12 protein-coding genes are annotated in these 12,493 nt (G+C 66.7%); all 12 read left to right on the top strand.

Annotated elements, in window-relative coordinates; all coding sequences use genetic code 11:
* Positions 1-20: 20 nt before the first annotated feature.
* The 12 genes from rplL to DBO33_RS38950 all read left to right on the top strand — a co-directional run bounded on the left by rplL (position 21) and on the right by DBO33_RS38950 (position 12,108).
* A complete protein-coding gene (gene rplL, locus DBO33_RS39005; protein ID WP_107659495.1) occupies positions 21-401 on the top strand; it encodes a 50S ribosomal protein L7/L12 in 381 nt (126 codons plus the stop codon).
* Between the two features lie 243 nt (positions 402-644).
* The gene (locus DBO33_RS39000) at positions 645-1,721 is read left to right on the top strand and encodes an ABC transporter ATP-binding protein (protein WP_107659494.1); all 1,077 of its coding nucleotides are present in this window, start codon (positions 645-647) and stop codon (positions 1,719-1,721) included.
* Between the two features lie 11 nt (positions 1,722-1,732).
* The gene (locus DBO33_RS38995; RefSeq protein WP_107659493.1) at positions 1,733-2,527 is read left to right on the top strand and encodes an MlaE family ABC transporter permease; all 795 of its coding nucleotides are present in this window, start codon (positions 1,733-1,735) and stop codon (positions 2,525-2,527) included.
* A 105-nt stretch (positions 2,528-2,632) separates the two neighbouring features.
* Positions 2,633-3,397: an ABC transporter permease gene (locus tag DBO33_RS38990; RefSeq protein WP_226887528.1), complete on the top strand. Its 765-nt coding sequence runs from the start codon at positions 2,633-2,635 to the stop codon at positions 3,395-3,397.
* On the top strand, positions 3,394-4,749 hold the full coding sequence (locus DBO33_RS38985; protein WP_107660975.1) for an MCE family protein: 1,356 nt from the start codon (positions 3,394-3,396) through the stop codon (positions 4,747-4,749). Before DBO33_RS38990 ends, DBO33_RS38985 begins: the two co-directional genes overlap by 4 nt.
* Positions 4,746-5,822 (top strand): MCE family protein, encoded by a 1,077-nt coding sequence (locus DBO33_RS38980; protein ID WP_199856891.1) that lies wholly within the window; start codon positions 4,746-4,748, stop codon positions 5,820-5,822. The genes DBO33_RS38985 and DBO33_RS38980 overlap by 4 nt, the downstream gene beginning before the upstream one ends.
* Entirely contained in the window at positions 5,822-6,832 is a 1,011-nt protein-coding gene (locus DBO33_RS38975) for an MCE family protein (protein WP_199856890.1), read from the top strand. The genes DBO33_RS38980 and DBO33_RS38975 overlap by 1 nt, the downstream gene beginning before the upstream one ends.
* Before the next feature lies 1 nt (position 6,833).
* Positions 6,834-8,087 (top strand): MCE family protein, encoded by a 1,254-nt coding sequence (locus DBO33_RS38970; protein WP_107659492.1) that lies wholly within the window; start codon positions 6,834-6,836, stop codon positions 8,085-8,087.
* A gap of 41 nt (positions 8,088-8,128) precedes the next feature.
* Complete coding sequence (locus DBO33_RS38965) at positions 8,129-9,322, top strand: MCE family protein (protein WP_107659491.1); 1,194 nt, start codon at positions 8,129-8,131, stop codon at positions 9,320-9,322.
* Positions 9,319-10,560 (top strand): MCE family protein, encoded by a 1,242-nt coding sequence (locus DBO33_RS38960; RefSeq protein WP_107659490.1) that lies wholly within the window; start codon positions 9,319-9,321, stop codon positions 10,558-10,560. Before DBO33_RS38965 ends, DBO33_RS38960 begins: the two co-directional genes overlap by 4 nt.
* A 109-nt stretch (positions 10,561-10,669) precedes the next feature.
* Positions 10,670-11,377 (top strand): hypothetical protein, encoded by a 708-nt coding sequence (locus DBO33_RS38955; RefSeq protein WP_199856889.1) that lies wholly within the window; start codon positions 10,670-10,672, stop codon positions 11,375-11,377.
* 11 nt (positions 11,378-11,388) lie between these two features.
* On the top strand, positions 11,389-12,108 hold the full coding sequence (locus DBO33_RS38950; RefSeq protein WP_107659489.1) for a hypothetical protein: 720 nt from the start codon (positions 11,389-11,391) through the stop codon (positions 12,106-12,108).
* Positions 12,109-12,493: the final 385 nt, after the last annotated feature.

Below are 12,493 nucleotides of genomic sequence, written 5' to 3'. Positions count from 1 at the left end.
CTACCGAAAGGAACAACATCATGGCCAACGTTGACGAACTGCTGGAGACCTTCGGCAACATGACCCTGCTCGAGCTGTCGGACTTCGTCAAGAAGTTCGAAGAGAAGTTCGAGGTCACCGCCGCCGCTCCGGTCGCCGTCGCGGGCCCCGCCGGCCCGGGCGCCGTTGCCGAGGCCGTCGAGGAGCAGGACGAGTTCGACGTCATCCTCGAGGGTGCGGGCGACAAGAAGATCCAGGTCATCAAGGTGGTCCGCGAGATCGTCTCCGGCCTGGGCCTGAAGGAAGCCAAGGACCTCGTCGAGGGTGCCCCGAAGGCCATCCTGGAGAAGGTTGCCAAGGATGCCGCCGAGGCTGCCAAGGCGAAGCTGGAAGACGCCGGCGCCAAGGTTTCGGTCAAGTAATTCCGCGACCGAATCGCCCGACAGGCGGTCCCCTTTTCGGGGGCCGCCTGTTTGCTGTTTACGGCGGCCCGCGCGAACAATCAGGAAATACCACATGAAACGGGGTTACTCTTCAGTCAGGTTGGGGTGTGCGTCGTCTCGGTCTTGGGATACAGTGGCCCGACCCACTGTGACGTGACACACCGCTTGACCCAGCACGCGGTTCGCCGGTGGGCAGCTCGCTGAGAAATTGTGGAGGTTGGCGTGGGCGTCGAGGTCAGAACCGAAGGTGTTACCAAGTCCTTCGGATCCCAGCGAATTTGGCAGGATGTCTCCCTGACCTTGCCGACCGGTGAGGTCAGCGCATTGCTTGGCCCGTCGGGTACCGGCAAGTCCGTCTTTCTGAAGTCGCTGATCGGCCTGCTGCGCCCGGAGCGCGGCTCGATCTACGTGGGCGACACGGACATCACCACCTGCTCCAACAAGGAGCTCTACGAGATTCGCAAGCTCTTCGGCGTGCTGTTCCAGGACGGCGCGCTGTTCGGCTCGATGAATCTCTTCGACAATGTCGCGTTCCCGCTTCGTGAGCACACGAAGAAGTCCGAATCCGACATTCGCAAGATCGTCATGGAGAAGCTGGAGCTGACCGGTCTGCTCGGCGCCGAGAACAAGCTGCCCGGCGAGATCTCCGGCGGTATGCGCAAGCGCGCGGGCCTGGCCCGTGCCCTGGTGCTCGATCCGCAGATCATCCTGGTCGACGAGCCGGACTCCGGCCTCGACCCGGTGCGTACCGCCTACATCAGCCAGTTGCTGATCGACATCAACGCGCAGATCGACGCGACGATCCTCATCGTCACGCACAACATCAACCTGGCCCGCACCGTGCCGGACAACATCGGCATGATGTTCCGCCGCCAGCTGGTCATGTTCGGTCCGCGCGAGGTGCTGCTGACCTCCGACGAGCCGGTGGTCAAGCAGTTCCTCAACGGGCGCATGCAGGGCCCGATCGGCATGTCCGAGGAGAAGGACGAGGCCCAGATGGCGCGCGAGCAAGCGATGTTCGACGCCGGGCATCACCACGGCGGCGCCGAAGAGGTCGAGGGCATCATTCCGCAGATGCAGGCCACCCCCGGCATGCCGGTGCGTCAGGCCGTGCTGCGCCGCAAGGAGCGGGTCCGCGAGATCATGCACACCCTGCCGCACGCGGCGCAGACCGCGATTCGCGAGTCACTTGATCAGAACGACGAGACCCAGGTCTTGGCGTACAACAACAGCGACCTGGGTGGTTACCAGGGCGGCGCGTACGAGACCACGACTCGACACAACACAACTAACGGGTAACATCTGCGATCGTGAATTCCTCCCTGGCGCGATTGCGGACTCCACTGGAGTCGGGGTTCGGCCAGGCCGGCAACATCTTTGCGCTGTTCGTGGACGTGTTGCGCAAGACGTTCCGCCGGCCGTTCGAGTGGCGGGAGTTCATCCAGCAGTCCTGGTTCATCGCCAGCGTCTCGATCCTGCCCAGCGCACTCGTCGCTATCCCGTTCGGCGCGGTGGTGGCGCTGCAGACCGGTTCGCTGATCAAGCAGCTCGGCGCCGAATCCTTCACCGGCGCAACGAGCGTGCTCGCCACGGTGCAGCAGGCGGCGCCGGTGGTGACGGCGCTGATCATCGCGGGTGCCGCGGGTTCGGCGGTCGCCGCCGACCTCGGCTCGCGCACCATCCGTGAGGAGATCGACGCGCTGGAGGTGCTCGGCGTCGATCCGGTGGCCAAGCTGGTGGTGCCCCGGGTGCTCGGCATGACGCTGGTTGCGTTGCTGCTGAACGGCCTGGTCTCGGTGGTCGGCATCGCGGGCGGTTACTTCTTCAACGTGCTGCTGCAGGGCGGCACGCCGGGCGCCTATCTCGCCTCGTTCTCCGCGCTGGCGCAGTTGCCCGACCTGTGGATCGGTGAGATCAAGGCGCTGGTGTTCGGCCTGATCGCCGGTGTGATCGCCGCGTACAAGGGGTTGCATCCCAAAGGGGGTCCGAAAGGAGTCGGTGAAGCGGTGAACCAATCGGTGGTCATCACCTTCCTGGTGCTGTTCTTCGTGAACCTCATCCTCACCCTGGTGTATCTGCAGGTCGTCCCGGCCAAGGGCGCCTGACCGGTGGCCACCCAGTACCGCAACCCCGTTCTCGCCAAGTCGCTTCGCCGGGCCGGCGACATCGTGCGCGCACCGCTGAAGGTGATCGACCGGGCCGGCGAGCAGATGTCGTTCTACTCGCGCGCCATCGCTTGGATCCCGCGCACCGCCGTGCATTACCGCAAGGAGGTCATGCGGCTGCTCGCCGAGGTGACCTTCGGCAGCGGCGCGCTCGCGGTGATCGGCGGCACCATCGGCGTCATCGTGTTCATGTCCGGCTCGGTCGGCGTGGTCGTCGGCCTGCAGGGCTTCAAGGCACTGGACGCGCTCGGCAGTTCGGTGCTCACCGGCTTCCTCACCGCCTATATCAACACCCGCGAAATCGCGCCGCTGGTCGCGGCTTTGGCGCTGTCCGCGACGGTGGGCTGTGGTTTCACCGCGCAGCTCGGCGCGATGCGGATCTCCGAGGAGATCGACGCGCTCGAGGTGATGGCGGTGCCCGGTGTGCCGTTCCTGGTCACCACCCGGGTGATCGCGGGCTTCCTCGCGGTGATCCCGCTCTACATCGTCGGCCTGCTCGGTACGTTCCTGGCCTCGCGGATGATCAGCATCTGGTTCAACGGGCAGTCCAGCGGCTCCTACGACCACTATTTCAGCCTGTTCCTACCACCTGAAGACGTGCTCTATTCGTTCCTCAAGGTGCTGGTCTTCGCGTTCGTGATCATCATGGTGCACTGCTACTACGGCTTCCACGCCACCGGCGGACCGGCCGGGGTCGGCGTCGCGGTCGGTCGCGCGGTGCGGGCCGCCATCGTGCTGGTGAACGTGCTCGACTTCTTCCTCAGCTTGGCGATTTGGGGGACCACGACGACCGTGCGGGTGGCCGGATGAGCGCGCGTGGCGTGCAGGCTTGGCGGTCGACCGAGAAGTTGCGCGTCCGGCTGCTCGGCATCGCGTTCTTCGTGGTCGTCGCGCTGTTCCTGGCGACGACCATCGCGATCTACAACAAGCAGTTCGTGAAGACGGTCGACGTCGACCTGGTCACCGACAGTGTCGGCAACGCGCTGACCAAGAACGCGGACGTGAAGGTGCGCGGCATCAGTGTCGGCGAGGTGCGCTCCAGCTACTCCGAGAACGGTCGGGTGACACTGAATCTCGCCATCCAGCCGGACAAGGCGGACCAGATCCCGGCCAACGCGACCGCGCGGCTGCTGCCGAAGACGCTGTTCGGCGAGCGTTATGTGGATCTGGTGATCCCCGCCGACCGCAGCGCGGCGCACCTGACCAACGGCGTGGTGCTGCAACAGGACAAGAGCGGCAACGCGATCGAACTGAGCAAACTGCTCGACGACCTGATGCCGCTGCTGCAGGCGATTCCGCCGCAGGACCTCGCCGCCACCCTCGGTGCGCTCTCCCAGGCGCTGTCGGGTCAGGGTCTCGCGCTCGGTGAGAGTGTGGACAAGCTGGACAACATCTTCCGTCAGGTCAACGGCGTGCTGCCGGACCTGCAGGAGGATCTGCGCAGCTTCGCCGAGGTGGCCGCCACTTACTCCGACGCCGCGCCGCAGCTGGTCAACGCGCTGGACAACCTGCGAACCACCAATGCGACCGTGGTGCAGCGCCGCTGGGACATCGACTCGCTGTACGCGGTGCTGACACCCGCCTCGTCGAACACCGCCGATTTCCTGGTCGCCAACCGCGACAACATCATCGACCTGTCCGCCGATTCGCGCCCGCTGCTGGAAATGCTGGCCACCTACTCGCCGACCTTCCCGTGCGTGATGGCGAACTTCGCCCAGCTCAAGCCGCGCATCGACGAGATCCTCGGCAAGGGCACCGAGCATCCGGGCACCCGGGTGACCATCGAGTTGACCAATCCGCGCGGCAAGTACCTGCCGAACCAGGACGAGCCGCGATGGCTGGACGACCGTGGGCCCTGGTGCATTCCGGAGAAGCCGCTCGGCGTCGACCCCGGCCAGTACACCGGCGGAGCGAACAACGACGGCTCCTACGCGGTGCCGAGCCGTGACCCCGGCGACCAGGTGACGGGCAAGCTGTCGCCGCCGCAGTTCGGGGTGTACCCGGCGGGCAATGTCGCGACCATCGCGGGCTCGCCGCTGGAGCAGCAGTCGCTCGGCGCGATCTACGGTGCGGCGCACGGTGTCTCGCCTGATCAGGTGCCGAGCTGGGTGACCAGGGCCGGCGCGCCCGCGTTCCGTGGCAGCGAGGTGAGCGTGCGATGAAGGAGACCCTGCGCGGGCTGGGCGGGCCGCTGACCAAGCTGATCATCTTCGTCATCGTGACGCTGTTCGCCACCACGATGCTCGGCCTGTCCATCGCCAACTACAGCGGCGGCGGCACCAAGTTCAAGGCTCGTTTCACCGATGTCACCTCGCTGAACGCGGGTGACGAGGTGCGTATCGCCGGGGTGCGGGTCGGCAAGGTCACCGACGTCTCGATCGTGGACAAGCGCCTGGCCGAGGTGAAATTCGAACTCACCGACCGGGATTGGCTGCCCGCCTCGACCACCGCGAGCATCCGCTACCGCAACCTGGTCGGCCAGCGCTACATCGCGCTCGAACAGGGCACCGGTGAGCAGGGCCGCAAGCTCAACGCGGGCGGCACCATCCCGCTGGAGCGCACCAATCCCGCGCTCAACCTGACCACCCTGTTCAATGGTTTCCGCCCGCTGTTCCGCACACTCACCGCCGATGACGTGAACAAGCTTTCCTTCGAGATCATCCAGGTGTTCCAGGGTGAGCAGGGCACGATCCACGACCTGGTGGCCACCACCGCGAGCCTGACCAACAAGATCGCGGACAAGGACGCGGTGATCGGGGAGCTCGTCCGCAACCTGACCGCCGTGCTCGACACGGTCAACCAGCGCGACGACCAGTTCAACCAGCTCATCGTCAATACCGAGGCGCTGGTCAGCGGGCTGCCCGCGGAACGCGAGACGATCGGCCGCTCGGTGACCTCGCTCGGCAACCTGGCCTCGGCCACCGCCGATCTGCTCGTCCCGGTGCGCCCGACGCTGCAGGGTTCGATCGCCGGGCTGAGCCAGCTCAGCGGCACCATCAACGAGCGCAGCGACGACGTGAACGCGGTGCTGGCCAACCTGCCGGTCAAGATGGAGAAGCTCGGCCGGGTAGGCAGTTATGGCTCCTGGTTCCAGTTCTCCCTGTGCGGTATCGATATCGTCGTCGGCCCCGGCGCGGTGGAGGCGCCGCAGCTGAACCTGCCCGCCGGCCTGCCCACGATCAACCAGCCGCTCTACACCAACGCCGCGCCGCGCTGCTCCGGGAAGGCCCGCTGATGGACGACCGGATTCTGCTCGGACGCCGCAGCCCCGTCTTCATGGGGGTGCTCGGCCTCGCGATGGTGCTGCTGGTGACGGTGTCGGCGTTCTTCCTGGACCGGCTGCCGATCATCGGCGCGGGCACCAAGTACACCGCCGAATTCTCCGAGGCGGCAGGCCTGAAGAAGGGCAACGAGGTCCGCATCGCGGGCGTGAAGGTCGGTTCGGTGTCCGACGTGCGCCTCGACGGCGCCAAGGTGCTGGTCGACTTCCGCACCCAGGACGCCTGGATCGGCAGCGAGACCACCGCCTCGATCCAGATCAAGACCGTGCTCGGCCAGAAGTACCTGGCGCTGGACCCGAAGGGCTCCCGCGCGGCCGACCCCGCGACCCGGATTCCGTTGTCGCGCACCGTTTCTCCGTATGACGTGGTGGACGCCTTCAGTGACGCGGCGAAGAACATCGACCAGATCGATACCGCGCAGCTGGCCACCAGCATGCGGGTGCTCTCCGACGCGTTCGCCACCACGCCGCCGGAGCTGCGCGGCTCCATCGACGGCGTCGCGCGCCTGTCCGAGACGCTGGCCAAACGCGACGAGGAACTGAAGAAGCTGTTCGCCGCGACCAGGCAGACCACCAAGGTGCTCGCCGACCGCAACGCGGAGTTCGAGCGGTTGCTCGCCAATGGCGGACAGCTGCTGGCCGAGCTCAACATCCGGCAGCAGTCGATCGCGCAGCTGCTCTCCGGCGCCAAGACGGTGTCGGCGGAGCTCACCGCGCTGGTGCACGACAACGAGGAGCAGATCGGTCCCGCGCTGAAGAATCTGCGCGGCTCGATCGATCTGTTGAATGCCAACCAGCAGAACATCTCCAAGACCTTGGAGCTCGCGGCGCCGTTCTACGGGCTCTACGCCAATGTGCTCGGCACCGGCCGCTGGTTCGACGCGGTGATCGTCAACCTGATCCCGCCCGCGCTGCCGGAGATCCCCGGCGCCCGTCCGCCGATCCGCAACATGGGAGGTAACTGACATGGCGGATCGGTTGCAGGCGCTGCGTGATTCGGGGCGCGGCACGAAGATCACCATCGCGCTCGTCGTGGTGGTGGCGGTGGTCGCCGCCGGGGTGCTGTGGTGGACGTTCGACCGGCTGACCACCACCAAGATCACCGCCTACTTCGATCGTTCGGTCGGCATCTACGAGGGCTCGGACGTGCGGGTGCTCGGCGTGCCGGTCGGCCGGGTGGATTCGGTCGAGCCGCAGGGCGATCAGGTCAAGGTCGTCATGAGCGTCGATCGCTCCTACGACGTCCCTGCCGAAGCACGGGCCGCGCAGATCACGCCTTCCATCGTGTCCGACCGCTACATCCAGCTGACCCCGGTGTACACCGGCGGGCCGAAAATGCCACGCACCGCGACCATCCCGCGCGATCGCACGGTCACCCCGGTCGAGGTGGACCAGCTGTACAAGAGCATCACCGAACTCTCGGATGCGCTGGGCCCCAACGGCGCCAATAAAGAGGGTGCGGTCAACGAGCTGGTGCGCACGGGCGCCGCGAACCTGGACGGCAACGGCGAGGCGCTGGCCAACAGCCTGACCCAGCTGTCCAAGGCCGCCAAGTACCTGTCCGACGCGCGCGGCGACATCTTCGACACCGTCAAGAATCTGCAGAGCTTCGTCGCCATGCTGGCCCAGAACGACGCGCAGGTGCGCCAGTTCAACGTGCAGCTCGCCGACCTGTCCAGCTTCCTGGCGAGCGAGCGCGACGACCTCGGCGCCGCGCTGAATCTGCTGTCCGTCGCGCTCGGCGACGTCGCCCGGTTCATCGACAACAACCGCGACCTGATCGCCAGCAATGCGGAGGGCCTGGTCACGCTGACCAAGACGCTGTCGGATCAGCGCGACGACCTGGCCGCGGCGCTGCCGGTGCTGCCGCTGGCGCTCAGCAACCTGATCAATATCCACAACGCCGAGTCCGGCACCCTCGACATGCGCGCCAACTTCACCGATCTGCAGGACCCGTTCGGGGTCATGTGCAAGCTGATCGACGTGTCCAAGCTGCGGCCGGGCGATCCGCAGTTCGAGGCGCTCGGCAGGCAGATGCGCCCGATCCTGGACCACTGCAAGGAGATCTCCGACCAGATCACCGCCGGGGTGCAGACGCCGACGCTGATCCTGCCGTTCGGCATCCTCAGTGGCGAGAACCAGCAGCGGGCGCCGGTGCCGGGCACGGTGCCCGGTGTCCCGTCGGATCGGCTGCCGCCGTCGCAGGGAGGTGAGCGGTGAGTCACCGAATCCGTTCCGTCACACGAGGTCTCGGCATCGCCATGGCCCTCGGGCTGGCCGCAGCGCTGGTCACCTCGTGCTCCTCCGACGGCATCTACAGCGTGCCGCTGCCCGGTGGCGCCGATGTCGGCGAGCACCCGATGCGCATCGATATCCAGTTCGACGACGTGCTCGATCTGGTGCCGCAGTCCGCGGTGAAGGTCGAGGGCGTGCCGGTGGGCCGGGTCGAGGACATCAAGATCGGCAAGGACCAGTGGACCGCGACCGTGCGGGCCGTGGTGAACTCCTCGGTCGACCTGCCCGCCAACGCGCGGGCCGAGGTGCGCCAGTCGAATCTGCTCGGCGAGAAGTTCATCGAGCTGTCCAAGCCGGCGGTCGAGCCGGAGGCGAAGAAGCTGACCGACGGTTCGACCATCCTGCTCGCCAACACCAGGCACGCCACCGAGATCGAGCAGGTGCTCGGCGCGATGTCGTTGCTGCTCAACGGTGGTGGCGTCGCACAGCTGCAGCCGATCGTCACCGAGCTGAACAAGACCATCGGCGGCCGCGAGGATCGGGTGCGTTCGCTACTGGAGCAGGCGAACATCCTGATCAAGGGCCTCGATGATCAGGTCAACGACATCACCAGGGCGCTCGACGGTCTCGATGTGCTGAGCAGCCGGGTGAGCAGCCAGACCGAGCAGATCGGCAAGATCCTGGACGAGCTGCCGCAGGGCGTCAAGATCCTGGAGGAGCAGCGCCCCCAGCTGGTCGGGCTGCTCAGCCAGCTGGATCGGGTCGGCGAGGCAGGCTTCGACGTGCTGAACCACTCGAAGGACGACCTCATCCGTGACCTGACCTCGCTGCGCCCCACCCTGCAGGAGCTGGGCAAGGCCGCGCCGGATCTGATCAGCGCGTTGCCGCTGATCCCGACCTATCCGTTCCCCGACTCCACGCTGGAGTCCACCTTCGGCGGGTCGGTGAACACCTGGCTGTCGGTGGATCAGCAGATCGGCGTCACGCTGAGCAATCTCGGTGTCGGCAAACCGGATCCGGTGTACACGCCGCCGCTCGGCCCGCCGGTGCCGGTGAACCCGACCAACCCGTACTACAACGGCAACGGCCCGCGGCCGGGCTGGCCGACGGTATCGATCCTGCCGCTGCCGCCGAACATGGCGCAGCCGCCCGCGCCGGGTGTGCCGCCGAATCCGGTGGGCGCGATTCTGGAGCAGCTGGGAGTGGGTGGTCCGCGATGACGAAGTTGGTCCGCTGGCAGTTGATCGCGTTCGCCGTCGTCGCGGTGGTCGGCGTGGTGTACGTCGGCGCCAAATACATTCGGCTCGACCACATGCTCGGTTTCGGTCAATACGACGTGCGGGTGCAGGCGGCGCAGACCGGCGGCATCTACAAGGGCGCCGAGGTGACCTACCGCGGCGTGCCGGTCGGCCGGGTCGGGCAGCTGGAACTCACCGGTGACGGCGTGCTGATGCACCTCATCATCGACTCGGGCTCGCCGAAGATCCCCGCGACCGCGAAAGCCGTGGTGGCCAACCGTTCCGCGATCGGTGAGCAGTACGTCGATCTGCAGCCGGACACCGACACCGGGCCGTACCTGCACGACAATTCGGTGATCACCTCGGCGACCACGCCGGTGCCGGTGGAGCAGCTGGTCGCCAGCGTGGACTCCTTCACCCGCTCGGTCGATCTGGCGGCGCTGAACACCACCGTGCGCGAGCTCGGCAAGGCGTTCGACGGCAAGGGCGACGACCTGCAGATCTTCGTCGATTCGCTGAACAAGTTCACCAGCACGTTCAACGAGACGCTGCCGCAGACCATCCAGCTGATCCGGGACAGCAAGGTCGTGCTCGGCACCCAGGCCGAGCAGTCCGGCGCCATCCGCGAGTTCAGCGACGGCCTGGACAAGCTCACCGCGCAGCTGCGCTCCAGCGATCCGGACATCCGCAGGCTGATCGGCACCGGCAGCGACGCGGGCCAGCAGATCGACGCGCTGCTGCACGAAAGCGGCGGCGCGCTCACCCAGGACCTGGCGAACCTGCGGCTGCTGCTGCAGGCCATCTCGCCCAAGTTCTATGCCATCCGCCCGCTGCTGCAGTTCCTGCCGCAGTTGTCGATCGGTGGTTCGGCCACCGCGCCCGGCGACGGCACCACGCACTTCGGTCTGGTGCTCGAGGCCAACAATCCGCCCGCCTGTACCGTCGGGTACGAGGGAACGCAGCGGATCCTCGAACAGATGAAGGCGCAGAACCCGAACTTCGACGACACGCGCGACGAGTTCCCCTTCAACAAGGACGCCAAGTGCCTTGTGCCGCAAGGTAACCCGACCGCCGTACGCGGCGGTGAACGGGCCGACCTCGCCGATCCGCGGGTCGAGCAGCCGTGGGATTCGACCCCCAAGACCGATCCGGAACGGCTGAACCTGACTCCGATCGCCGTGCAGCTGGCAACCCTGATGGGAGTCACGCCGAAGCGGTGACCAGCAACGATGACGTTAGGGTGGCTCGTGTGAGTGAGCGAAGCGAACGAACCGAAGACGCAGCGCGCCCTGCGCGAACGGCTGAGCTGAGCGTTAGCGAGGCTCAGTCGTGAGCGCAGATGTGAAAAAGCAGCTCGATTCGAACGAGCCGCAGGAATCACCGGACTCCGCTGACGGCGTGGTCGAGTCCGACGTGGTTGCTGAGGCTCCGGCTGAGACGCCCGGCCGCACCGGCATCCTCCGTACCTGCGCGCTGGTCGGCTCCGCGGCAGCACTGGTCGTCGCCCTCGTCGCTGCCGCCTGGTTCGGCACCGGCTGGGTGCGCGCCGCGATCAGCGACGCCCCGCGCGCCGACGCCCGCGACACCGCACTCGACGCCGCCCGCCAGGCCGCGCTCAACATGACCTCGATGAACCTCGACGACGTCCCCGGCTCGCTGGCACTGGCGCGCTCCTCGATGACCGGCGCGCTGCTCGACTCGGCGGACAAGAACAAGGACCAGGCTGAGACGCTGGCCAAGCAGACCGGCGTCGGCATGACGTCCAAGGTGCTCGGTTCCGCGCTGACCACGTTGAACAGCGAGAACGACAAGGCCTCGGCCTTGGTCGTGCTGCAGGTGACCGAGCACGGCAAGGACAAGCCGCCGGCCGATTACCGCTACACCTGGAATGTCGACGTGACCAAGACCGGTGACGTCTGGAAGGCCGAGCAGATCTCCTCGCTCAGCCAGCCGGTGCTGCTGAGCGGTGGCCAGGGCCAGTCCCCGCAGGCGCCGCCCGCCGACCAGCCGCCCGCCCCGCCCAAGCCGGGATCGTAGGAGAACCAGTCATGACCTCTCGCAAACCGATCAACCGGGTCACCTCCAAGCGCCGCCCGGCCGGCGAACAGCAGTCCCGCGCCGCCGCGCCGCGCAGCACGCCGAGCCGCAAGCCGCGGGTGACAGGCACCAATCGCCCCACCACACCGCGCCAGGCCCCCGCGGCGCAGCAGCCTGAGCAGGGCAAGCGCGTGAGCGTCCGAAGGAAGCTTTCCCGCGGCGCGGGCTCCGGCAAGCCGGGGCGCTCGTTCTGGTCCCTGGTCGCCGGCTGCCTGATCGCCGCGGTGTTGCTCGGCGGATTCGCGGCGGTCGCCGCCTCGCGTCCCGGCGTCGACGATTCGAACAAGGCCTTCGTCGACAACAAGGCCACCGAGGAAGTGCGCGCGGCCGCCGATCACGCGCTGAAGACGGTCTATGCCTACGACGTCAAGAACATCGACGGCTACCGCGACACGGCTCGCCAGGTGCTCACCGGCAAGATGCTGGCCGATCTGGACAAGTACGCCGACACCACCATCTCGGCGGTAAAACAGGCCCAGACCAGCGCCGATGCCAAAGCCGAACCAATCGGTGTGACTTTGCTCACTGGTGATCGCGCCGAGTTGCTGGTCAACCTGGTGGTCAGCGCGACGAAGAACGGCGCGGCGCAGCAGAGTGTGGCGGGTCCGGTCGTGCTGCATATGCAGAAGGTGGGCGATCGCTGGCTGGCCAGCGACATCGTCGACCAGTGATCGTGTAGCGGCCCAGTCGATCTCACTCGGCCCTGGTAGGGCCCGCCTACTTGACGAGTTTCGCCGGAGCCGTCACGCTATTCACAACAGCGGCAGCTGTCACAGTGGCTCCATTACGCCCCGTCGTCCTCGACGCAGCCAGCGATTCGGACACGGCGCGCCAGCCACGTGAATGTGCGCACGGGTGGTAGGTTGACACCCCCGTGACGGTTGGTGTACGGTTGGACGTTGCGCTGGCTGCCTCCTGTCCATACCTCGATTTGCACACGAAAGTTCCACCTTCCGGTGTTACTTCCGTTGTTGCCTGTTCGGGTTTCGTTCGGGTTGTAACCAGCGGAATTCGTAGCAGACAAGCGACGGTCGCGGACCACCACGCGACGCGCGT

Source organism: Nocardia suismassiliense (genome assembly GCF_900269665.1).
Classification (GTDB): Bacteria; Actinomycetota; Actinomycetes; order Mycobacteriales; family Mycobacteriaceae; genus Nocardia; species Nocardia suismassiliense.
The sequence above is the reverse complement of the archived record's forward strand: the minus strand, read 5'-3'. Positions and strand labels throughout refer to the sequence as shown.